This is a genomic window from Helicobacter sp. 23-1045, from assembly GCF_053654655.1.
The window spans coordinates 60718-82698 of the sequence record NZ_JBSIUR010000007.1; the positions used below are offsets into that span (position 1 = coordinate 60718).

At 42.7% G+C, this 21981-nt stretch carries 25 protein-coding genes; 18 read left to right on the forward strand and 7 right to left on the reverse strand.

The window, feature by feature from the left end; all coding sequences use genetic code 11:
* Positions 1-12: 12 nt before the first annotated feature.
* On the reverse strand, positions 13-2829 hold the full coding sequence (locus ACWIUE_RS08115) for a hypothetical protein (protein WP_454136219.1): 2817 nt from the start codon (positions 2827-2829) through the stop codon (positions 13-15).
* Positions 2830-2911: 82 nt separating this feature from the next.
* Here ACWIUE_RS08115 and ACWIUE_RS08120 point away from each other — a divergent pair, with 82 nt between their 5' ends.
* Positions 2912-3043 carry a hypothetical protein gene (locus ACWIUE_RS08120; RefSeq protein WP_454136220.1) on the forward strand — a complete coding sequence of 44 codons (132 nt, stop codon included), beginning with the start codon at positions 2912-2914 and terminating at the stop codon, positions 3041-3043.
* Positions 2997-3149, forward strand: coding sequence for a hypothetical protein (locus tag ACWIUE_RS08125; RefSeq protein ID WP_454136221.1), 153 nt, complete (start codon positions 2997-2999; stop codon positions 3147-3149). Before ACWIUE_RS08120 ends, ACWIUE_RS08125 begins: the two co-directional genes overlap by 47 nt.
* A gap of 126 nt (positions 3150-3275) precedes the next feature.
* Here ACWIUE_RS08125 and ACWIUE_RS08130 read toward each other — a convergent pair whose 3' ends face one another.
* The 3 genes from ACWIUE_RS08130 to ACWIUE_RS08140 form a co-directional block, all read right to left on the reverse strand.
* Entirely contained in the window at positions 3276-3452 is a 177-nt protein-coding gene (locus tag ACWIUE_RS08130; protein WP_454136222.1) for a hypothetical protein, read from the reverse strand.
* Positions 3453-3614: 162 nt separating this feature from the next.
* A complete protein-coding gene (locus ACWIUE_RS08135; RefSeq protein WP_454136223.1) occupies positions 3615-4190 on the reverse strand; it encodes a hypothetical protein in 576 nt (191 codons plus the stop codon).
* A gap of 15 nt (positions 4191-4205) precedes the next feature.
* Entirely contained in the window at positions 4206-5402 is a 1197-nt protein-coding gene (locus ACWIUE_RS08140; protein WP_454136224.1) for an NAD(P)/FAD-dependent oxidoreductase, read from the reverse strand.
* A 293-nt stretch (positions 5403-5695) separates the two neighbouring features.
* On the opposite strand from ACWIUE_RS08140, the gene proB reads away from it, so the two are divergent.
* The 16 genes from proB to ACWIUE_RS08220 all read left to right on the forward strand — a co-directional run bounded on the left by proB (position 5696) and on the right by ACWIUE_RS08220 (position 20975).
* Positions 5696-6493, forward strand: a complete 798-nt coding sequence (proB, locus tag ACWIUE_RS08145) for a glutamate 5-kinase (protein ID WP_454136225.1) — start codon at positions 5696-5698, stop codon at positions 6491-6493.
* Entirely contained in the window at positions 6475-7497 is a 1023-nt protein-coding gene (locus ACWIUE_RS08150; RefSeq protein ID WP_454136226.1) for a methionyl-tRNA formyltransferase, read from the forward strand. The genes proB and ACWIUE_RS08150 overlap by 19 nt, the downstream gene beginning before the upstream one ends.
* An 11-nt stretch (positions 7498-7508) precedes the next feature.
* On the forward strand, positions 7509-8171 hold the full coding sequence (locus ACWIUE_RS08155) for a biotin--[acetyl-CoA-carboxylase] ligase (protein WP_454136227.1): 663 nt from the start codon (positions 7509-7511) through the stop codon (positions 8169-8171).
* Between the two features lie 113 nt (positions 8172-8284).
* Positions 8285-9826, forward strand: coding sequence for a flagellin B (locus ACWIUE_RS08160; protein WP_454136228.1), 1542 nt, complete (start codon positions 8285-8287; stop codon positions 9824-9826).
* Between the two features lie 65 nt (positions 9827-9891).
* The gene (locus ACWIUE_RS08165) at positions 9892-11772 is read left to right on the forward strand and encodes a motility associated factor glycosyltransferase family protein (RefSeq protein ID WP_454136229.1); all 1881 of its coding nucleotides are present in this window, start codon (positions 9892-9894) and stop codon (positions 11770-11772) included.
* Between the two features lie 90 nt (positions 11773-11862).
* Positions 11863-12894 (forward strand): homoserine kinase, encoded by a 1032-nt coding sequence (gene thrB, locus ACWIUE_RS08170; protein ID WP_454136230.1) that lies wholly within the window; start codon positions 11863-11865, stop codon positions 12892-12894.
* Between the two features lie 27 nt (positions 12895-12921).
* Positions 12922-13173: a DUF448 domain-containing protein gene (locus ACWIUE_RS08175; RefSeq protein WP_454136231.1), complete on the forward strand. Its 252-nt coding sequence runs from the start codon at positions 12922-12924 to the stop codon at positions 13171-13173.
* A complete protein-coding gene (infB, locus tag ACWIUE_RS08180; RefSeq protein ID WP_454136232.1) occupies positions 13155-15950 on the forward strand; it encodes a translation initiation factor IF-2 in 2796 nt (931 codons plus the stop codon). Before ACWIUE_RS08175 ends, infB begins: the two co-directional genes overlap by 19 nt.
* The gene (gene rbfA, locus ACWIUE_RS08185) at positions 15910-16425 is read left to right on the forward strand and encodes a 30S ribosome-binding factor RbfA (protein WP_454136233.1); all 516 of its coding nucleotides are present in this window, start codon (positions 15910-15912) and stop codon (positions 16423-16425) included. Before infB ends, rbfA begins: the two co-directional genes overlap by 41 nt.
* On the forward strand, positions 16419-16778 hold the full coding sequence (locus ACWIUE_RS08190; protein ID WP_454136234.1) for a hypothetical protein: 360 nt from the start codon (positions 16419-16421) through the stop codon (positions 16776-16778). The genes rbfA and ACWIUE_RS08190 overlap by 7 nt, the downstream gene beginning before the upstream one ends.
* On the forward strand, positions 16779-17207 hold the full coding sequence (locus tag ACWIUE_RS08195) for a ribosome maturation factor RimP (RefSeq protein WP_454136235.1): 429 nt from the start codon (positions 16779-16781) through the stop codon (positions 17205-17207).
* Positions 17198-18220, forward strand: a complete 1023-nt coding sequence (gene ribD / locus ACWIUE_RS08200) for a bifunctional diaminohydroxyphosphoribosylaminopyrimidine deaminase/5-amino-6-(5-phosphoribosylamino)uracil reductase RibD (RefSeq protein ID WP_454136236.1) — start codon at positions 17198-17200, stop codon at positions 18218-18220. Before ACWIUE_RS08195 ends, ribD begins: the two co-directional genes overlap by 10 nt.
* Positions 18202-19008 (forward strand): tRNA1(Val) (adenine(37)-N6)-methyltransferase, encoded by an 807-nt coding sequence (locus tag ACWIUE_RS08205; RefSeq protein WP_454136237.1) that lies wholly within the window; start codon positions 18202-18204, stop codon positions 19006-19008. The genes ribD and ACWIUE_RS08205 overlap by 19 nt, the downstream gene beginning before the upstream one ends.
* Positions 19005-19841: a YkgJ family cysteine cluster protein gene (locus tag ACWIUE_RS08210; RefSeq protein ID WP_454136238.1), complete on the forward strand. Its 837-nt coding sequence runs from the start codon at positions 19005-19007 to the stop codon at positions 19839-19841. The genes ACWIUE_RS08205 and ACWIUE_RS08210 overlap by 4 nt, the downstream gene beginning before the upstream one ends.
* A 37-nt stretch (positions 19842-19878) precedes the next feature.
* Positions 19879-20682, forward strand: a complete 804-nt coding sequence (gene thiF, locus ACWIUE_RS08215; protein ID WP_454136240.1) for a thiamine biosynthesis protein ThiF — start codon at positions 19879-19881, stop codon at positions 20680-20682.
* Complete coding sequence (locus ACWIUE_RS08220; RefSeq protein WP_454136241.1) at positions 20679-20975, forward strand: hypothetical protein; 297 nt, start codon at positions 20679-20681, stop codon at positions 20973-20975. Before thiF ends, ACWIUE_RS08220 begins: the two co-directional genes overlap by 4 nt.
* A gap of 231 nt (positions 20976-21206) precedes the next feature.
* Here the strand turns inward: ACWIUE_RS08220 and ACWIUE_RS08225 are convergent, their stop codons facing one another.
* The 3 genes from ACWIUE_RS08225 to ACWIUE_RS08235 are packed head-to-tail and all read right to left on the reverse strand — an operon-like array spanning position 21207 to position 21971.
* The gene (locus tag ACWIUE_RS08225; RefSeq protein WP_454136242.1) at positions 21207-21356 is read right to left on the reverse strand and encodes a hypothetical protein; all 150 of its coding nucleotides are present in this window, start codon (positions 21354-21356) and stop codon (positions 21207-21209) included.
* A complete protein-coding gene (locus ACWIUE_RS08230; RefSeq protein WP_454136243.1) occupies positions 21307-21444 on the reverse strand; it encodes a hypothetical protein in 138 nt (45 codons plus the stop codon). Before ACWIUE_RS08230 ends, ACWIUE_RS08225 begins: the two co-directional genes overlap by 50 nt.
* A complete protein-coding gene (locus ACWIUE_RS08235; RefSeq protein ID WP_454136245.1) occupies positions 21444-21971 on the reverse strand; it encodes a hypothetical protein in 528 nt (175 codons plus the stop codon). Before ACWIUE_RS08235 ends, ACWIUE_RS08230 begins: the two co-directional genes overlap by 1 nt.
* Positions 21972-21981 lie beyond the last annotated feature (10 nt).

Sequence of the window (21981 nt, forward strand, 5' to 3'; positions counted from 1 at the left end):
ATCTAAATGCCTTTAATATTTCCCCGTCCTTCCGCCACTTCGCGTGTTTTTCGCTCCGCCGGTGTCTATTCCATAGTTGCGCTGCTCATCTTTTGCTTCGCCTTTTATGTAAATAAATGCGTTTGTGTGCCACTTTACATTTTCATTCCAATAGGCATTATATAGCAAAAAGTTCGGCATAGAGGCGGGTGTCGCGCCATTTACGAAGTTGCCGTGCAGAATGTTTAGTTTATAAGTCCCCGCACTTAAAAAACTATATGCAATCTCTTGCATTCCGTTTGTCACGCCACTAATCATTCGTATTTGCGTGTTGCCTAAGTTCTCAATCTCAGAGCGATTTTTCTCCACCTGCACGGCGTTATACTCGCTAAAAGTCCTATCAATCCACCATCCTTGCTGTGTGGGACTTCTATCTTTTTTGTTATCATACGCACCGCGTCCGATGATATTATAAACCCTGCCAATGTCGCAATACTCGCATTGAAACTCATAGAGCACCTTGCTATTATTTGCCGTGCCGAATTTTGGCGCATTGTCCGTATCAATCGCATTTATTCGCGCACGCAAAATCACCATATCCAAATTTGCATTTGCGATATTTGTGTATTTTGGATAGTAACTATTCTCAAATCCAAAAAATCCCATATCATTTTGCAAAGTATTTTTATCGATGATGATGGGTTCGCTTTTCATATTTGGCGTAAATGGCGTGTTGTTTTTAGTGACTTTTAGTATCGCGTCATCTAGCGTGATTTTGCCATTTACAAAGGAACTATACGGCACTTTGGCGGTTTCGACCTTTCCGCTTTTATCGACTAACTCGATTTTAATCGTCCCATTTGCCGCATTTAGGGCAAAAGTCATATCTTGCGCGGCGCAGTTGTTGCTAAATGTCGTTGCAACTTCGTTATTTGGATTATTCGCGTCAAATTCCTTTTTTAGCGCGGTTATGACAAGTTTCACGCCCTTTTCTACCGCAGGCGTGTATCCCTGCCCCAAATATAGCACTTTCAAATCCGCCCCTTTGTGCGTTTTTAGCTCCACTTGAAAATCGCTTGGCACGATTTGATATTCAAACTCCGCCTTAATCGCTCCGGGATACGGGCAGGGGAACTTCCCGCCACTGCCATCGCAAAGTCCGGATGCCTCTTGCTGTTTTATTTGCTCTTGCAAAACACTATCTAAAATCAGCACTTCCGCATTCGCCACTAGCGCATTATCCGCGCTAAGTGTGGCGATAGATTCTGCGTTTGCGATTTTTCCTAGCGTCATTTCTGCTTCATTTGGAGTGATAGTCGGAGTGATGGCGCACGCACCGCTTGCATTGCTAACATTTGGTATGCCACCTTTTAGTGGCGTCTCGCTTGTGATTGCCTGTGTGGTGGATTTACTCTTATCTTGCTGCATACTGATTACACCATTCACATCGCTTGATACATCCACGCCTTCATCCACCTTCCCATCGGCAGTGTAGGCGATGACTTCTTTTACTTGGAGTTTTAGCTCTTTGTTGATTTTTATCACGGGTTTTCTTTTCCAATTGTCATTGCTGTGTTTTAGCGTTTCGACTTTTTTATTTTCCACTTTTATTGCTTGTGTGTTGAGCGGTTCGCTGATGGGATTTCCATCGTTGTCAAAGTCCAAGCTAACCACGCCGAATTGATACAAATGCGGTGCTACCAAAAATTCCACTTCCGCCTCCGCAGAATCTCCATCTTTATTTTCGCCAACGCATTTGATTTTGTATTTGCCACTTTTTGGCATTGCGGATTTTGGTGCGCTGTATTTCATCGCCCAAAGACTATTCCAGCTAAATGCACTTCCAGCATTCCCTTGATGGAAAACTTGCGCACCTGTCGAATCTGTGATTTGGCAGGTGGCGGATTTCAGTCCGCTATCGATACTGCCAGATTCTGCGTAGATTTTAAAGTCATAAGAGTTGCCAGAGACTTTTGTATGGACTTTGGAAATCGCCTGTTTGCTATCCTCCCAGTCGATAATGACAAGTTTGCCAAGTGGCTCTTTTGGCTTATCAGGGTCGGGTGGTGGTGTGCCACCGCTAGTGATTGGCAGTGCCATCTGCTCGCAAGGTCCGCTTTTCCACCCCATATTATTTGTAAATCCTCTAAAACGCACGGTTTGTCCGCCTTGATTATCCAAAAATACTTTTATGGTTCCGCCACCGGGTGCTCCACCTTCCCACGGGCGATAGCAAAAGCGCATATTCCATTTTTGGGAATTGCTTACTTTGATGAGTTTTTCATTGCAAGTTTTTTCATCATCGCCTGCATCGCATTTGGGTTTGTAATAATAGTTTTGCCCCATTGCGTCCGCATCGCAAAGACTTGCGGGCTTTTCCTCGCCTGAGTTTTTCTCTACGCATTTTGCCATTTGGAGAAATTCATTTGGCGAGCCGTGTCGCTCATCTTTCTCAATCGCGCAGTAGGAATATGTATTTATAGGATTCCAGCTACCAGCACCATTTATGAAAACATGGGCATTTGGGTCGTTGCCACCGCCATTTAACTTGCAACTTGTAAATTGACATTTTTTGCTCTGCTCTGTTTCCTCGACTTTGTCATCCTTGCCATCCACGCTCCAATGCCACGATTTCAAGCAATGTGTGGGGCGATTTGGCAGACAATATGTGCCGTGACCTGCCCACTGCGCGTTATTTCTCGCATAGCTTAATGAATGCCCCAAATATTTGAAGCAACGATAGATTTTGCCATCATACTTCACATTATTATCGCCATCGCCGGGCGGATATCCGCCACCATTTGCCAAAATCATAATGGGAAGCGCACATAATAAAAGCAACTTTTTCATCTTAAACCCCCTTTTGAATTTTAAAATCTCTAATTATTGCATAAAAATATAAAATAAATATTAAATGGGTTAAAAAAAATTTTTGCGTGGTATTTTTGGGGGCGATTTTGCGGGGAGATTCTGCGAAATGTTAGAGATTCTGCGATTTTTGCACGATTCGCAGAATCTTGGATTGCTTCGTTGCACTCGCTTCGCTTCGTGCGCCTCGCAATGACGACGAGGGGCGTTGTTGTCCGTCATTGCGAGATTTTGCAACGCAAAATCGTGGCAATCCAAATTTAGATTCTGTGTTTTTGTGTAAGATTCTGCAAATCGTTTGATTTTTAGAGATTCTGCGAAATTTTAGAGAAAAACGCAGAATCTGCATTACTTTCCGTCATTGCGAGATTTTGCGTAGCAAAATCGTGGCAATCTATTAGGGTGACTCTGCGTTTTAGACGAATCGCTTACTTGCAATGAATCTGCATTGTTTTGCTTTTGGGGTATTGATTTTTTTGTGGATTGCTTCGTTGCACTCGCTTCGCTTCGTGCGCCTCGCAATGACGAAATAGGGGCAGATTCTGCGATTTTTGTGCGAATCGCAGAATCTTAATGGATTGCCACGAGAATTCGCATTCGCTCATTCTCTCGCAATGACGAAGTAGGGGCAGATTCTGCGATTATTTTTTTATATTATTATTTTTTTGAGATTTTCACCCACCCCCTAACCCCCTCCGCAAGGGAGGGGGAATTTTTAGATTCTGCGATTTTTGCACGATTCGCAGAATCTACGCCATTTTTTCGCACTAATTTCGCACGACGCCTTTTAGTGCGGATTTCACATAATTTGGCATTGCGAAGCACCCTTCATAAATCCGCGCATTGCAAAATTGCAAATCCCCGCACATATCTAACTTTTGCAGTGAAAAGTCCGCCAAAGGGTGAAATTTATTCGAGGCAAAAAGATAACATTTTTCGCGCCCACACTCTTGCACTCTAAATGGCATAAGCACGACAAAATCTGCCTTTTTTTGCAAAATCTCATCTTTGCTTAAATCGCGCAAATCCACTATCAAAATGCCGTTATTTTTTAGCAACTTTTGATAATGCTCGGTGTTTGCGCTTTTTAAGTCGATTATCAAATCAAATTTTTGCACTTTTAGATTTATCGCCAAGTCATAAAACTCCACGCCCTCCGCGAATCTATCACGCTCCACACTTGAATTTAGCGCGTGGATTTTCGCGCCAAATTTTAGCAAAGAGTTGAAAATCTCCGCATTCTCCACGCCAACTAGTAAAACTTCTTTTTGTGCGCTACCAAAGTCATTTACACAAAGTCCAGCACACGCCAAAATCTCAGATTCTGCGATATTAAAGTCCATTTTAAATCCTTTATTTTACGAACTACTTCTAAACCGAAACTGCCCTTTTTTAAGGACATTTTTCAACCCGCCAATGCTTAAAATCCACTTATTTTCAATGATATTTTTGAAAAACGCCGCGAGTTCGCCCCACACATTGAAGCGAAACACAAATCCCACGCCGTCCGTATGCCCAATCGAGCACACCGTGCCACGATGATTAAAGGAAAATGGCGCATTTGGCGTCACTCCACGCGCTAAATTTATAAGCTGAAATGCCACAAACTCGCCCATTTGATTTGCCAACTGCGCAGTGGGCGCGTGGATAATATCGCGCTGTGTGGCAAGCGCGCAATCGCCGATGACAAAGATATTTGGTGCACTTGGCACTTGCAAAAATTCATTTACTTTTATGCGATTATTTTTGCACTCAAAGGCACTTTTGCCAATCACTTCATTGCCCTGAACGCCCGCACACCAAATGTTTGTATTCGCGCTGACTTTTATCGCCGAATCGCATTTCACCATCACGCCGTCCTTTTGCACTTCGATTACTTCGCCCACGATTAGATTTATGCCTAATTTTTTGAGTTTAGATTCAGCGATATCGCGCAGTTTGTCGCTAAACATCGGCAGAACTTTGGGTGCTTTGCTGATGATATTTATTTGCACCAAATCGCGCGAAATCCCGCAAATATCGCATAATTCTTTGCTTTGATTTGCAAGCTCAGCGGCAAACTCAACGCCCGTAAATCCGCTCCCACAAATATTAAAATGCAAGTCAAACTTATCATCGCTAAATTTGAAATCTTTGAATTTATTTTCGATGTGTGAGCGGATTTGAAGTGCCGTATTTGCGCTATGTAGGACGAATGCAAACTCTTTAACCCCGCGAATATTAAAAGTATTTGGTTTAAACCCAAGCGCAATTACTAAATAATCAAAGTCGTATTTGGCATATCGCGCGATGACTTTGTCCCGCTCTATGCGTAAAATCGTATCTTTCACAAAGGCGATTTTGCCTAAATCAAGGATTTTTCGAAAGTAAATGCGCGCCTTTCGTGCGTTGTAAGTGCCAATCGCCACTTTGTGAAGCAGTGTGGATTGATAATGGTAGTCGTGCTTTGAAATTAGCGTAATTTGCGCTTTGCCACGCAGTTTTGCAAAGTGCTTTTGCAGTGTGATAGCGCATTTCAGTCCGCCATACCCGCCACCTAAGATTAAGATTTTCATTATTCTCCCTTAAAAAAAGCGGAATTATAATCTTTAAAAATGCAATTTGCAAGGGAATTTATTTAGATTCTGGCAGAATCTACAATGAAAATAATGCAAGATTCTGCTAAAATTATGATTTTTTATAATTTGAAAAAAGGCAAAATTTATGAAACAATCGAAGTAATTGCGGTAGTGCTTTCGTAGTTTTTGGTGAATCGACACAAGGATAGCGGACTTTTGGTCCGTGCCTTGTGGCGATTTACCAAATCTGCGGAATGATTACCCAAGAACAAATTGCAAAAGGTTAATTTATGAATGGCATCAAACGAATCGTCCTAAAAGTCGGTAGCTCTATTATCTCCGATGGCAACGCCCTAGCGCAAGGGCAGATTGAAAATCTCTGCGCATTTATCGCAAAACTTCGCACAAAATTTGAAGTGATTTTGGTAAGCTCTGGCGCGGTTGTAAGTGGCTACACACAGCTAAAAATCGACAAATCGCTCATCGAAAACAAGCAGGTTTTGGCAAGTATCGGGCAGCCGCTTTTGATGGAGGCATATCGCAACGCATTAAGAGCGCACGGCATAATCCCCGCGCAGTTGCTTGTGATGGGCTTTATATTTGATTCGATAAAGCGAAGACGATATGCTAAGCGAACGATTGAGACGCTTTTGGCAAATCAAATTTTGCCAATTATCAACGAAAATGATGTGCTAACGCAAGGCGAAATGGTGTTTTTGGATAATTTTGGCGACAATGACAATTTGGGCGCAAGCGTTACGGAGTGCTTTGATGCCGATATGCTGGTGATTTTGAGCGATATTTATGGATATTTTGACAAAAATCCGCTTGAAAATAAAAACGCAAGGCTAATCAAAAATGTCCGTGAGATTCGCGCTGAAACTTTGGTGGGCGACAAGCAAGGCGGGAGCGCATTTAGCACGGGTGGAATCGTTACAAAGCTAAATGCGGCGGACTTTTTGCTAAAAAAAGGGCGCAAAATGTTCTTATGCTCGGGCTTTGATTTAGAGCCGACACTAGAATTTTTGCTAAATGGCAAACACGAAAAAGGGACGCTTTTTTGCGCTGAATGCGGAGAAATTATATGAGTTTAGGCGAATCTAGCGAATCTTGCAACGATTCAAAGTCAAGTGGCGAATCAAAAAGTGATTCAAACCCCCTAAAAATCGCATTTTTTGGCACTCCGCTTTTTGCAAAAAATATTTTAGAAACTCTTTGGCGCGAATCGCATAAACGCGAATCCCAAAAACAAAAATCCTTTGAAATTATCGCGCTTATCACGCAAGAGGACAAACCATTTGGGCGCAAAAAAGAGCTAAAAATGCCTGAAACAAAGGCGTTTTTGGTGGAAAACGCACCGCAAATCCCCATTTTTCAGCCACAAAAAGTTAGCGATATTTTAGAGGATTTGCGCACTTTAAAGCCAGACATTGCGCTTGTGGTGGCTTATGGGAGAATGCTCCCAAAGGCAATCACTGATGAATTTTTTTGTATCAACATTCACGGCTCGATTTTGCCAAAATATCGCGGGGCAAGTCCCATAAATGCGATGATTTTAAATGATGAGAATTTTTTGGGCGTTAGCGCGATAAAGATGAATGAAAGGCTTGATAGCGGGGAGATTTTAGGCATTAGTGCGATGAAAAATGGTGGATTTGGGTTTGAAAAATTAAGTGCGATTTTGAGCGTTATGGGCGCGAATCTTGCGCTAAAAGTCATAAATCACCTTAACCAAATCGCACCTTTAAGGCAAAATGACTGCGATTCATCACACTGCCACAAACTCGCAAAAAGCGATGGAATCGTGCGCTTCATAGACGCAAAAGAGATTTTTTTAAAATCACTTGCCTTTGAGATTTACCCGCAAATCGCGTTAGAAAACGGACTAAAACTCTTTGGCGTGGAAATCAATGAGATGGAATTATCGCACAATGCGGGAGAGATTTTGGAAATTTGCGAATCCGCCGTTGTGGTGGGCTGTGAGAGTGGTAGCATAATCATAAAATCGCTTCAAAGCGCGGGCAAAAACAAAATGAGCGCGGCTGCCTATCTAAACGGAGCGCGATTAAAAGTGGGCGATATTTTGCGGTAAATGGGCGCAAAATGCAAATAAAATTTTTTGATTCACTGCCCTCCACGCAAAAATACTTAATCGCCCAAATCAAAAGCGGCGCGGTAGATTCGCCACTTTGTATTGTCGCAAAGGCGCAAAATGCGGGGATTGGCAGTCGTGGCAATGAATGGAGGCAGGTAGAAAAAGGGCTATATTTTTCTTTTGCATTGCCGCTAGATTTGCTACCGCAGGACTTGCAAGTGCAATCAAGTGCAATCTTTTTTGCCTTTAATTTTATGCGTGAATTGCGCGATTTGGGTTCGGCAATTTGGCTAAAATACCCAAATGACTTATTTTTGGGGCATAAAAAAATCGGTGGCGTAATGTGTGGAATCGCAGGAAACTTCGCTGTGTGTGGTATAGGGCTAAATTTGGAGGCGCAGAAATTCGCACATTTAGAAAGCAATGTCAGCGCGATTTTGCAAGGGGATTTAAATGGATTTTTGAGTGCGTTTTTTAAGCGCGTGGAATCCGCCTTTTGGAGCGAAGTTTTTAGCGCGTATAGCGCGGAATTTCACAAAAACTACGACTTTTCATTTCATAGCGAAAATGGCAAAATTTTATCGCTAAAAAACGCCACATTGCAAAAAGACGGCGCGATAAAGGTAGGCGGAAAACTAATTTACAGCACACGAGATTCTGCGAAGCTATAAAGATTCTGCGATTTTATTAAGATTCTGCGAATATCCACAAAAATTCCTAGTAGATTCTGCGAACTTGGAATACATTTTGCTTAATTTTGCAAAATTCTACACAAGGAACGGATATGAGTTTTAGGATAAATACCAACATTTCGGCGTTAAACGCGCATACTATTGGGGTGCAAAACAATCGTAGCATTCACAATTCGCTTGAAAAATTAAGCTCAGGTTTGCGCCTAAACAAGGCGGCTGACGATGCTTCGGGGATGGCGATTGCCGATTCACTTCGCTCTCAAAGTGAGAGTTTGGGACAAGCGGTGCGCAACGCAAATGACGCCATCGGTATGATTCAAATCGCGGATAAGGCGATGGATGAGCAATTAAAGATTTTGGATACGATTAAGACAAAGGCGATTCAAGCTGCACAGGACGGACAAAGCACCGAATCGCGCCGTGCGCTTCAAAGCGACATTCGCCGTCTTTTAGAAGAGCTCGATAATATCGCAAGCACCACGAGTTTTAATGGGCTAAAAATGCTCTCTGGCTCATTTTCAAACAAAGAATTTCAAATCGGCGACTTTTCAAATACCACTATCCAAGCCTCCATCGGTCCCACAAGTAGCGATAAAATCGGGCATATTCGAATGGAGAGTTCAAGCTTCGCAGGGGAGGGTATGGAGCCTGAAAATGGCAAGGAAAATCTTACCGAAGTCGCGCTCAATATGATTCAAGTCGATGGCATAAATAGCTATGAGTTAGAAACCGTGAAAATCTCGCACTCTGCGGGGACAGGGATTGGCGTCCTTGCTGAAATCATCAACAAAAACTCCGATAGACTTGGCATTCGCGCGGCGTGGAGCGTAATGGCAACAGGCAGTAGCGCGGTGATGTCAGGGACGATTCGCGGACTTACCATAAATGGCACGCAGATTGGCAATGTCAATGATGTGCGTAAAAATGACAGCGATGGACGGCTAATTCAAGCGATAAACACGGTGAAAGAAGACACGGGCGTTGAAGCATATACCGATATCACGGGGCGATTAAACCTGCGAAGTCTTGATGGACGCGCCATTAGCATAAAAACGCTTGAAGGGCACGAAGTGCTAGGCGGTGGCAACTTTGTAGGCGTAGATGGCGACACTCACGCAATCGTAGGGCGACTGACTTTGATTCGCACGGATGCGCGCGATATTATCGTCTCTGGCACAAATTATAGCCACATAGGCTTTCACTCCGAGCAAGGCATCGCCGAATACACCGTGAATCTTCGCGCTGTGCGGGGAATCTTTGATGCAAATATCGCTTCAGCTTCTGGCGCAAATGCCAATGTCGCCCAAGCACAACTAAACATTAACGGCATAGGCGCGGGGGTTACAAGCCTAAAAGGCGCGATGGTTGTTATGGATATGGCGGAGTCTGCGCGAGTTCAGCTAGATAAAATCCGCGCAGACATAGGCTCTGTGCAGATTCAGCTAGTCTCAACGATTAACAATGTCTCCGTTACGCAAGTAAATGTCAAAGCCGCCGAATCGCTAATTCGTGATGTGGATTTCGCTGCGGAGAGCGCGACATTTAGCAAACATAATGTTTTGGCACAAAGCGGAAGTTTTGCGATGGCACAGGCGAATCTGGTGCAACAAAATGTATTGAGATTGTTGCAGTAGATTCGCGCCTAAATTTGCAAAATATAGCGCACGATTCGCAGAATCTCACATAAAAGCGGCGCAAAATGACCATTTGGGAGAAAAATTTAGGGGCGATTGGCAAGGTTGATTTAGCTCTATATCAAACATTGCAAAAAGTTACGCCAAATACGGACTTTGAAGTTTTTATCGGGGCAGATTCGGCAGATATAAATATTTTGGATAAAAGGCGCGAATCTGTCCTATTTAGCGGCAATAGTGTCGAATCTACCACGCAGATTTTTAACGCGCTATCGCCCTATCAGCTTTATCCATATCTTTACTTTTTTGGGCTTGGCAATGGGATTTTGTATAAAATGCTTCTCTCAAACCCCGCGCACAAGCAAATCTTAGTCTTTGAGCCAAATGTGGAGATAATTTTCATCGTGCTAAATTTGATAGATTTTAGCGATGATATTTTGGCAAAACGATTCATTTTATTTGACGCAAATGTGGCGACTATGGAAAATCTATCCCCATTTTTTAGCCAAAATAGAGCCGCGCTAATGCATAGCAAACTTTACAATCTGCATTTTTTTAACGCATATTATGATAATTTTTTGGATTTGGCAGGGCAAATCAACAAACTTTTTGTTAGCATAATCGAGCATTGCGTGGTAAGTCTTGGAAATGACAGCAATGACGCGATTACGGGCATAAAGCACCACATTGCAAATCTCCCGCTAATGCTAAAAAATCCCACGCTTTATGAGCTGATTGGCAAGGCAAAAAACACCGACTGCGCGGTGATTGTATCCACAGGTCCTAGCCTTTATAAGCAACTGCCACTTTTAAAAAAAATGCAGGATTTTGTAACGATTTTTTGCATTGATGCGTCCTTCCCCATTCTTTGCGAACACGGCATAAAGCCAGACATCGTGCTTTCAATGGAGCGCGTGGAGCTTACGGCGAAGTTTTATGAAGTGGTGGATACGCGATTTTTTGAAAATGTCATTTTTGCAATCACTTCGATTGCGCATAAAAAATTGCTTGATGAGATTGTCAAAAAGGGCGGAATCTTGCAAATCTCACAGCGTCCATTTGGCTATACGAGCTATTTTGGGCTTGAATCTTATGGCTATGTCGGCATTGGGTTAAGCGCGGCAAATATGGCGTATGAAATTGTGGTGCATAGCGGATTTGAAAAATGCGTGTTTATCGGGCAGGATTTGGCGTTTGCAGAGGACGGGACAAGTCATAGCAAGGGCGCGGTTTATGGGGAGAGTGAGATTGGAAAAGAACGTGCGGTGGTGCGACTTGAAAAATACGGCGGGGGCGGATTCGTGCAATCTACGCAGGTTTGGGATATGTTTTTGAAATTTTTTGCAAAAGATATTTTTGATACAAAAGACAGGATTTGCGCCATTAACGCCACAGAGGGCGGTGCGCGAATCCCGCACACTATCGAAATGCCTTTTGAAAAAGCGATGAGCAGTGTGGATAACAGCACAAAAAAAGCCCAAATTACGCTTGAAATGCCAAGTGAGAGCGAAACAAAGGCGAATCTAAAAAAAGCAAAGCAAAAAACGCAAGAATTGCTAAAATATGGCAATGCAAAAAAAGCAAAAATTGAGGCGTTATTTTTAGAAGTGGCGGGGCTTTGCGAGGCATTAGAGAGTGCAAATAAAGAGGGCAAATTAGAGGAATTTGACTTTAAAAAGCTGGATTCAACGCTTGAATCGATTGAAAAAATTAAGGGGCTTTTTAAGTCGCAAAAATTTTTGCAAATCTTTAATGAAGCCACGCAGAGCTACATTTTTCACCAAGAAATGGAGCTTGTCAAAATCACCACAAAAATCGCAAATGATGAGATTAGCCAAAAGGCAAAGAAGTTGGAGTGGCTTTTTGCGCATAAAATGTGGCTGTTTTCGCTTGCGGGGTGTATGGATGCGGTGTTGTATTGCGCGAGTGAGAGCAGTAAATATTAGATTCTGCGATTCGCAGAAAAATCGCAGAATCTGCCTATAAAAAATGCTACAATTTCACTTTTTCACTTTTATCATCTAAAAAGGCGTTTTATGATAGTTAGGATTCCAGCAACTAGCGCGAATTTGGGACCGGGCTTTGATAGCTTGGGACTTGCTTTGTCGCTTTATAATGATTTTCAAGTAAAGCCCTCCATTTTGCAAAGTATCAAAATCAAAGGCGAAGGCGAGGGGATTCCAAAGCTAATCAAAGACAATAATTTCATCAAAATTTTCAAAGAGACTTGCGAATCGATAAAGAGTGGCGATTTAGCGCAAAGTTCGCCCAAAAAAGCCACGAATCCACCCAAAAATCTAAACGCAAATCATTTGAATCAAAAGTTTGCAAATCCAAAGTTTGCAAATCAAAAAATCATAAATCCCAAAGATTCGCCCAAACCTCCAAAGGCAAATTTCTTGCAAAAAAATTTTAGCTTTTATTTGGAGAATCAAATCCCCATTTCACGCGGACTAGGCTCATCATCGGCTGTGATTGTGGGAGCGATTGTAAGCGCATTTCAAATTCTTGGCATAAAATACACCAAAGATATGATTATAAATCGCGCTTTGAAATACGAAAAACACCCTGACAATATCACACCAGCGGTAAATGGCGGATTTAATGTCGCTATGCTAAAAAATAATCGCGTTTTTTATGTGAAAACGCGCATCGCTAACGATATAAAGGCGGTTGTGGTGATTCCAAATAAGCCCATTTCGACAAAGCACTCACGCAGGGCGATTCCACGCCAAATCGCTTTGCAAGATGCGGTTTTTAATCTCTCACGCGCTTCGATGATTGCGTCAATTTTTGCGCAAAAGCGGTGGCAACTTTTAAAAGTCGTAGGCGATGATAAGATTCACCAAGATTTGCGTATGGGGCTTTTTCCCGCGCTTTTTTCGGTGCGAAAAGAAGCGATGAAAAATGGCGCACTTATGAGCGTTTTATCAGGCAGTGGCTCGACTTTTTTAAACATTTGCTACCGCGATGACGCGCCCAAAATTGCGGGGATTTTGGCAAAAAAATTTAGCGAATTTCGCGTTTTGGATTTAGAATTTGATAATAATGGCATAAGCATTTTATAGTATAATTGCGGGATTTTTGGTGCAAAGTTGAGTAAAGTTTTGAGCAAAAAAGCGATAATGCAAAGAATGTGCGTGGCGTGTCGTGGGCGATTCGCGCAAGATTTGCTTAAAAGATTGCAAATAGAAAATGGCGAAGTTGTCGCATTTCGCGGGTTTGGGCGGAGCTTTTATTTGTGTGATTCGTGCATAGAGTCCAAAAATTGCGAGAAAATTTTGCAAAAAATCTTTAAAATAAACATCACAAAGGAGAGTGCGCAAGTATGGCAGAGCAAAAAGTAAAGGTAGCAGACATTGCATTGGAATTAGGAATGCAAACAAAGGAGATTTTGGCAAAGGCTGCTGAAATTGACATCACAATAAAAAGCGTCCAAAGTAGCGTCTCGCAGGGCGATGCAGAGATTATTTATAACTATATTGCGCTTGGTAAAATGCCACCAAAAAAAGAAGTAAAAGAAAAAAAAGCACCCGCAAAAAAGAGCACAAAAGATTCTACCGCAGAATCTAGTGCGAAAAAAACCGCTAAAAAATCCACAAAAGACGCAGAATCTACCAAAAAATCCACAGCAAAAAAAGCACCCACAAAAAAGAGTGCAAAAGATTCTGCGAAAACAAAAGATTCTGCGGTGGATTCTGCGAGTGAAACAAAGGCGGATTCTGCGGTAGATTCTGCGAAAGTATCAAAAGATTCTGCGAGAAAAGGCAAAGATTCTGCGAAAAAAGCGAAATTAGATTCTGCGGATTCTGCGAAAATCGCAGAATCTAGTGAAAAAAAGGCGGATTCTGCGGTAGATTCTGCGAATAAGGCAAAAGATTCTGCGATTTCACAAAAACCAATCAAAACTATCGAATCACGAAAAATCATCATCGTTTCAAAAGGCGCAAAGCCCGAGCCCAAGCCGACTTCAAAAGAGCAATTAAGCAAGGCGCGGGATTTAAGAGACAAGATTTTGCACCCAAGCGCGGATTTTGGCGATGATGAGACGCCAAAATACAAATCCAAAAAGGACAGAAAAAAAGAAGTCGCCAAAAAGATTCACACAAATGAGCAAAAAATCGATTTGAACCGCAATTTGGGCGATACGGCGATGATGGATGATGACGATGAGGTAATGCTAGTTGATTTTAACGAAATAGAGCAAAATGACAAAAGCGAGGATAGATTAACCGAGCAAGTTCGCATACAACGCAAAAATCCGTGGTTTTTTGATAGCGTTTCAAGGGAGCGCAAGAAAAAAGGGCGCGGATACCACAAACGCGAAGCGCAAAAGGCGCAAAGCGAAGCAAGTGCGAAAAAAGATGACATTATCAAAATCCCAGAAGGCATTCGCGTGTATGAATTTGCCGATAAGGTGGGGCTAAAAATCACGGATATTATCTCTACGCTCTTTAAAATGGGCGAAATGGTAACCAAAAACGACTTTTTGGACGAAATGCGCGTGGAGATTTTGGCGGAGGAATTTGGGCTAAAAATCGAAATCACAAAGGAAAATGAAGCGTTAGAATATTTGGAGGCGCAATCAAGCGCAAATGGGGCGCAAAATCTCATCACTCGCGCACCTGTGGTAACGATTATGGGGCACGTAGACCACGGCAAAACTTCGCTTTTAGATTATATCCGCGAATCGCGCGTTAGCAAAACTGAAAGTGGCGGAATCACCCAGCACATAGGCGCGTATATGGTAGAGAAAAATGGCAAGGCGATTACCTTTATCGACACGCCCGGGCACGAAGCATTTGCCGCTATGCGCTCACGCGGTGCGCAAGTAACAGACATTGCCATAATAGTCATTGCCGCAGATGATGGCGTAAAAGAGCAGACAAAAGAAGCACTCGCCCACGCCAAAGATTCGCAAGTGCAGATGATAATTGCGATGAATAAAATGGACAAAGATGGCGCAAATCCCGACAAACTCAAAACCGAAATGGCAGAGTTGGGCTATTTGCCTAGCGATTGGGGCGGGACGCTTGATTTTGTCCCTGTGAGCGCGAAAAGTGGAGCGGGGATTGATGAGCTGTTAGATACGATTCTTATTCAAGCGGAATTGATGGAGCTTAAAGCAGACACGCTAATTGCGCCAAAAGCAGTTGTGTTAGAGGGAAGTTTGGATAAAGGCAAAGGTCCTGTGGTAACGGCAATCGTGCAAGAGGGCATTTTAAAAGTGGGCGATAGTGTGGTGGCGGACACTGCCTATGGCAAGATTCGCGCACTTATAAAAGACAATGGCGAACGCGTGAGCGAACTAAAACCATCCGAAGTTGCGATTTTAACGGGGCTAAATGAAGTGCCAAGCGCAGGGGCGATTTTGGTAGGGATTGAGAGCGAATCAAAAGCAAAAGAATACGCAATGAAGCGCAAATCATACTTGCGAACCAAAGAACTCTCCCGTAGCACGAAAGTATCCTTAGATGAATTAAGCTCAGTTGTCGCAAGTGCGCGTTTAAAGCCACTGCATTTGATTGTAAAAGCCGATACGCAGGGCAGTTTGGAGGCTATCAAAGTCTCACTTGAATCATTAAGCAACGATGAAATCAAAGTCAATATCATCGCTTCAAGCGTGGGAAATATCACAGAGAGCGACATTGACATAGCTCAAAGTGTAGAAAATTGCTATATTTTGGGCTTTAATGTAAAACCGCTTGGCAAAATCAAAAGCAAGGCAAAAGAGCAAAGCGTGGCGATTCAAAGCTACTCGGTGATTTATGATTTGATTGATTCAGTCAAAGACATAATCGCAAATATGATGAGCCCTATTGTGGAGGAAGAAATCATCGGCAATATCGAAGTGCGCGATATTTTTAGCGTTGGCAAAGGCAATGTCATCGCAGGGTGCTTTGTGGTTGAAGGCATAGTCCATAGGGGCGACAAAGTGCGCTTATTGCGGGGCGAAAAGGTGCTACATTTAGGCAATATCTCATCGCTCAAACGCTTCAAAGATGATGTCAAAGAAGTCGGCAAAGGCTATGAGTGCGGGATAATGTTGGATTCATTCAACGACATAAAAGTCGGCGATAGCTTTGAAATCATCAAAGAGATTTTCAAGGCAAAAGAGCTGTGATTTTGCGATGAATGTAAAGATTTTAAGGACGCAATCGCTTTTGCAAGAGGCGTTGCAAGAGGTGCTGTTTGATTTAGAGGATACGCGATTGAAAAGCATTGCCATTACGCGCGTGGAATGTAGCAAAGGCAAGGAAGTTGCAAAGGTTTTTTTGGATAAAAATTCGCTTGGCGATTTGAGTGCAAATGATGCTTTGAAGTTGCTAAAAAAGGCTAGTGGGGCGATTCGCGCGAACTTACAAGCGCAATTATCGTGGTATAGGACGCCAAATCTTAATTTTGTGATTGATGAGAGTTTGGAAAATATCAATAGATTGGAGGGCATTTTTAGAAAAATCCACGCAAAAGAGCATTTAAACGAATCGTCATTGCGAGGCGAATCGATAGATTCGCCGAAGCAATTCGCAGAATTTGCGAGCAAAGCGAAGCAACCATCCAAATCAAAAGATTTAAAAAGCAAGGCGAATCAATGCTAGAAAAAAAAATCAATAAATCCCATAAAAATTTAGATTTTAATTTGCGTTTGGATTTGCTAAATTCTTTTTTGCAAAAGGGCTGCACCCCCCGCCCCGCTCCCCCTACGCGCCAAAAGCTGCCGCTTTTCGCTTTTAGGGGGAGAGCCTCGCTTAATCCGCTTCTAGCAAAAAATCGGCGGTTGCACTACTGCAACCTTGCTCCCGATTTTTTGCACCACGAAGCGGGCGAGATTAAGGGTGCTTCGCACGGATTAGATTTTATTTTGGATTGCCACGATTCTGCTACGCAGAATCTCGCAATGACAAAAAAAGTCGCGCGAGAACAAACACAAATCCAAAAAGAGAGGATTTAAATGATTGACGCCAAACTATCCGCCCAAATCGCACAGATTGTCGAATCTAGCGGTTATGATTTGTTTGACATTGAAGTGGTGCGCGAAAATGACAATCTCATCTTGCGCGTTTGCATTCACAAAGAAAACGGCATTACGCACGATGATTGCCAAAAGATTAGCGAGATTTTATCCCCGCTGCTTGATGTTTATGAGCCTTTTGAGAGAGAGTATAGCTTGGAGGTTAGTTCGCCCGGATTAGAGCGAATCCTAAACAAACCGCGCCATTTTAAGTGCTTTTTAAATCAAAAAATCCAAATCACACTAAATGACAAAAGCAAAATTTGCGGGACTTTGCAAAGTGCCGATGAGACGCATTTTAGATTAGATTCGCGCACTTTTTCATACAGCGACATTAAAAAGGCAAAAAGCATTTTTGAATGGAATTAGATTTTTATATGGACTTGGCACTGCGCAAGGCGTGGGAAAATCAGCTTCTTGCCCTGCCAAATCCTAGCGTAGGTGCGCTTATTTTGGATAAAAATGGGCGCATTTTGTCGCTTGAAGCGCATAGCAAATGTGGCGATTGCCACGCCGAGCTAAAAGCAGCCAAATCCGCCTATATCGCGCTAAAAGGCAACGATTTTGAGATTTTGCAAACACTAAAAAATGCAAGTGAAATTTTTGATTTTTTGGTGGCAAATCATAGCGGAATCTTGCGTGATTCAAGCATTTTTGTAACGCTAGAACCTTGCAATCATTACGGCAAAACGCCCCCGTGCGCCGAGCTTTTAAAGGCTTTGGAATTTAAGCACATTATTTTTAGCGTAGATGAGAGTGGCGAAAATTCGCGTGGTGGCGCGGAAAATCTATCAAAATTTGGCGTTAAAATCACGCGTGGAGTCTTGCAAAATAGGGGCAGAGATTTGCTCTATCCCTTTTTGCGATTGCGCAAAAATAGGCGTTTGAGCGTTTTTAAAATCGCCCAGCGACTAAATGGTAGCTTTGAAGGTGGCATTATTTCAAGCGAATATTCGCGCATTTTTTCTCACAAACTGCGCGAAATTGCAAAGCGCATTATCATTTCTACCAAAACGATTTTAAATGATAATCCGCTGCTAGATTCGCGCCTAGCAAAAAGCGCAAAAGCCCCAAATGTCTGCATTTTTGGGAGTGAATCTAGTTTAAAAAAATGCGAGGACAAAACCCTAAAAATTTATAGCGTAAAAAATCGCCAAATCACGCTTCATAGCGACATTTGCGACATTTTGCAAGATGGATTTAGCATAATTGAGGGCGGGGGGAAAAGCTTCGCGCTGTTTAGGGATAAAATCGATTTGTTGCTTGTTTTTATATCGCCAAAAATCGCAGTGGGACGGAACTTTCATAGCGATTTTGGTGGGCGGATTTTGCATAGCGCACAAATTGGAGAGGACGCAATACTATGGATAAAGCCGTTTTAAGCCTATATCAGCTACAAAATGGCTATTGCTACAATAGCGATAGTTTGTTTTTGTATGCGTTTATTGCAAGATTTTTGAAAAATGGTGTGAGTGTGGTAGATATTGGTGCGGGTTGTGGAATCTTGGGACTACTCTGTGGGCGGGACTTTGGTGTGAATTTAACGATGATTGACATTGATAGTCGCAATGCGAAATTATGCAAGAAAAATGCGGATTTTAATCATATAAGCGCGAACATTTTTTGCGAAAATGCGATTGAAATCTTTGGGCGCGAATCTAGCGTAGATTTGACTAAATCGCGCATAGATTCGCCGAATCAAAATTCATTGCAAAATCTATCCAAAAAAAAGTTTGATTTTATCATCTCAAATCCGCCGTTTTATGATAGATTTTCGCCCCCGCCACGCAAAAATCATCTTTTTTTGGCAAAAAAAAGCGAAAATCTGCCCTTTGAATCGCTTACCAAAATCGCTAAAACCGCGCTTAATAAAAATGGCAAATTTATTTTTTGCTATAAAAGTAGCGCGTTGGCGGACATTTTTAGTGCGCTTCAAAAAAATGGCTTTAATGTTAGTGCGTTGCAGTTTGTCTATCCTAAAAAAAATGCGCGAATTGAATCCAAAAAAAACGCCACTTTGGCGATGATAAGTGCTGATTTTAGCAAAAAATATTTGGAGGTTTTGCCTCCGATTTTTAACTTTGTGGATACCGAGCATAGTGCGGAGGCAAGGGAGATTTTCGCATTTTGCAAAACGAAGAGCATTAAAATAAATGAGAGTGACTTATGAAAGAAGGCAATTCGTCTTTGGGTATGCAATTTGCGCTAGATTCTGCGAATCGTGTGAAAAACGCAGAATCTAAAATAGATTCGTCATTGCGAGGGAACGAAGCGTCCGAAGCAATCCAAGATTCTGCGAAAATCGCAGAATCTAATAAAAATAATCCGTGCGAAGCACCCGAATCTCGCCCGCTTCGTGGTGCAAAAAATCGGGAGCAAGGTTGCAGTAGTGCAACCGCCGATTTTTTGCTAGAAGCGGAAAAGCGAGGCTCTCCCCCTAAAAGCGAAAAGCGGCAGCTTTTGGCGCGTAGGGGGAGCGGGGTGGGGGGTGCAGCCCTTTTGCGAAAAGAAGCAAGCGAATCTAATTTAAAGAAAAAAGATTCTATTGTAGATTTTGCAAATCAAGTTCGCAAAACAACACAATCCACGCAAGATTCACCACAAAAACTCACGCAAAAAAAGCTCACAAAAGATGGCTTTGGTTTTAGCTTCAATCCATCAAAATGCGCAGAGTGCGGGGGTAAATGCTGTATTGGAGAGAGCGGATATATTTTTTTAAGCAAAGATGAAATGGGCAAAATCGCAGAATTTTTGGGGCTAAATTTTGGCGATTTTACGAGCCGATTCGTCCGCCAAGTGGGCGTAAAATACTCACTTATCGAAAAGCCATACCAAAACGGCTTTGCGTGTATTTTTTTTGATGAATCTACTAGGCAGTGCCAAATCTACCCCGTGCGCCCCGCGCAATGCAAAGAATTTCCCTTTTGGGATATTTTTAAAAACAACACTGATGGCGCAAAGCGCGAATGCGAGGGCGTAGAGATTCACAGCGATAAAATTTAGTATAATTCACGCCAAAATCTTACCACAAAGGACAACTATGCAAATACGATTTAACAACAACCCTTGTGAGACGGACGCAAAGAGTAGCGCGGAGTTTTTGAGTGCAAAAAGTGAGAGTGAAAGCGATGTGTGGATTGTCAATGGCTTTTGCACCCGCGAAGCGATTGCGCTAAAAGATGGCGATGAGCTATTTTGCATACCGCGCGGGATTATGCCACCTAGGGCGGCGTTGGAGGCGATGATGAGTTCGCGCCACACGCCAAAGGTGCATAACAAGCTAAAAAAGTCCTGCGTTGCGATTTGTGGGCTTGGTGGGCTTGGCTCAAATATCGCTGTAATGCTTGCGCGAATAGGCGTAGGACGGCTTGTGCTGATTGATTTTGATGTGGTTGAGCCTAGCAATCTCAATCGCCAAAGCTATTTTATAAGCGATTTGGGGAAGTTAAAGACGGAGGCATTAAGCGCGCAAATCGCGCAGATAAATCCATTTATCACCACGAATGCGCATAATCTTCGCATTACGCCTGACAATCTACCCACGCTTTTTAAGGACTGCGACATAGTTTGCGAGGCGTTTGATAGCGCGGTGGCAAAGGCGATGATAGCGCAGAATTTTCACGCACATTTTCCGCAAACGCCACTTATTTGCGCATCGGGACTTGCAGGATATGGGCAATCAAATGCGATTCAAACGCAAAAAATCGCGCAAAATTTCTATGTGTGCGGGGATTTGGTGAGCGAAGCAAAGGTGGGCAATGGGCTAATGTCGCCCCGTGTGAATATTTGTGCCGCACATCAGGCAAATTTGGTGTTGGACTTGCTAGTGGCGATGAAAGAGTGATTTTATGCGGTAGATTCTGCGAATCTCACGAAAATCGCAGAATCTACCCCCACTTCGTCATTGCGAGGCACGAAGTGCCGAAGCAATTCGTAGAATTTGCGAGCGAAGCGAAGCAATCATCCAAAAATAATAATATGGATTGCCACGATTTTGCTACGCAAAATCTCGCAATGACGAAAAAAATCAAAAATTCGCTGAATCTAATGCAAAAAACCCACCCCCTAGCCCCATCCGCAATGGAGGGGGAACAAATCGCAAAATCTGATTCATTTTGTCATTGCGAGGCAGTGTGAGCGTAGCGAACACAACGAAGCAATCCAAAAAAAATTGTCATATTGGGCGAAGCGAAATATCTCATTTTAGATTCTGCGGTTTTGTCACCTAAATTCAATTCAAAATCTCTTATTTTCTCGCAAAAAGGGCTGCACCCCGCTCCCGCTCCCCCCCCCCCGACTTCATTTAAATTGTGTTCCCAAAAAGCAGCCGCTTTTCGCTTTTAGGGGGAGAGCCTCGCTTTTCCGCTTCTAGCAAAAAATCGGCGGTTGCACTGACTTGCACCTTGCTCCCGATTTTTTTGCACCACGAAGCGGGCGAGATTTGGGTGCTTCGCACGATTGATTTTTATTAGATTCTGCGTTCGCAGAATCTTGGATTGCCACGATTTTGCTTCGCAAAATCTCGCAATGACGGAGAGCAATGCAGATTCTGCGATTTTGATATTTTTCGCATTAGATTCTGCGTTTTTTTGATATTTTCCCGCACTAGATTCTGCGAATCTTTGCCACGAAATGCCTTTGTTTCAATCGTAAAAATTTCTTATAAAAACTCGTTTTTAGGTAGTTTAGCGTGGATTTGTTTAATGCCCGTTTTGCAAAGTTGATGTTTGAGATTTCTAACTCAATGCAGATAATTCGCGCTAGATTCTGCGATAGGGGCGATAAGTTTGCACTTAAATGCAGTAGCGTTTTTATCACCAAATTATGATTTTGCGCGGTCAAGTGGAGTTTTTTAGCGTCCGTCCTTTGCATTATGGAGTTTTGATTTTGGCGGTAAAAGTATAATTTATCATTTATGCAGGCATAATTTTTGGCGTGGAATAGCAGGTTTGCGAAGTTTAGGACATCCTCTGATACCAAAATCCGTTGATTTAAATCTAAATTTTGGAGCGATTTTGCGTAGGTTTTTCGCAAAATCGCCTTATTTGACAGTGCCCAATATCTGCCAATGCCGTTTTTTGCAGCATACAGCGCGAAATCTTTGATAGAAAATAGCGCGTTTTGCGGGTGCAAAATCTTGTGC

Excerpts from the sequence above, each read along its gene's own strand:
- ACWIUE_RS08210 (WP_454136238.1), top strand. The coding sequence starts at position 19,005 with ATGAAAGAAGGCAATTCGTCTTTGGGTATGCAATTTGCGCTAGATTCT.
- ACWIUE_RS08130 (WP_454136222.1), bottom strand. The coding sequence starts at position 3,452 with ATGAGCGAATGCGAATTCTCGTGGCAATCCATTAAGATTCTGCGATTC.
- ACWIUE_RS08195 (WP_454136235.1), top strand. The coding sequence starts at position 16,779 with ATGATTGACGCCAAACTATCCGCCCAAATCGCACAGATTGTCGAATCT.
- ACWIUE_RS08140 (WP_454136224.1), bottom strand. The coding sequence starts at position 5,402 with ATGAAAATCTTAATCTTAGGTGGCGGGTATGGCGGACTGAAATGCGCT.
- ACWIUE_RS08160 (WP_454136228.1), top strand. The coding sequence starts at position 8,285 with ATGAGTTTTAGGATAAATACCAACATTTCGGCGTTAAACGCGCATACT.
- ACWIUE_RS08115 (WP_454136219.1), bottom strand. The coding sequence starts at position 2,829 with ATGAAAAAGTTGCTTTTATTATGTGCGCTTCCCATTATGATTTTGGCA.
- ribD (WP_454136236.1), top strand. The coding sequence starts at position 17,198 with ATGGAATTAGATTTTTATATGGACTTGGCACTGCGCAAGGCGTGGGAA.
- infB (WP_454136232.1), top strand. The coding sequence starts at position 13,155 with ATGGCAGAGCAAAAAGTAAAGGTAGCAGACATTGCATTGGAATTAGGA.
- ACWIUE_RS08155 (WP_454136227.1), top strand. The coding sequence starts at position 7,509 with ATGCAAATAAAATTTTTTGATTCACTGCCCTCCACGCAAAAATACTTA.
- ACWIUE_RS08190 (WP_454136234.1), top strand. The coding sequence starts at position 16,419 with ATGCTAGAAAAAAAAATCAATAAATCCCATAAAAATTTAGATTTTAAT.
- thiF (WP_454136240.1), top strand. The coding sequence starts at position 19,879 with ATGCAAATACGATTTAACAACAACCCTTGTGAGACGGACGCAAAGAGT.
- ACWIUE_RS08205 (WP_454136237.1), top strand. The coding sequence starts at position 18,202 with ATGGATAAAGCCGTTTTAAGCCTATATCAGCTACAAAATGGCTATTGC.
- ACWIUE_RS08165 (WP_454136229.1), top strand. The coding sequence starts at position 9,892 with ATGACCATTTGGGAGAAAAATTTAGGGGCGATTGGCAAGGTTGATTTA.
- ACWIUE_RS08150 (WP_454136226.1), top strand. The coding sequence starts at position 6,475 with ATGCGGAGAAATTATATGAGTTTAGGCGAATCTAGCGAATCTTGCAAC.
- ACWIUE_RS08135 (WP_454136223.1), bottom strand. The coding sequence starts at position 4,190 with ATGGACTTTAATATCGCAGAATCTGAGATTTTGGCGTGTGCTGGACTT.
- proB (WP_454136225.1), top strand. The coding sequence starts at position 5,696 with ATGAATGGCATCAAACGAATCGTCCTAAAAGTCGGTAGCTCTATTATC.
- thrB (WP_454136230.1), top strand. The coding sequence starts at position 11,863 with ATGATAGTTAGGATTCCAGCAACTAGCGCGAATTTGGGACCGGGCTTT.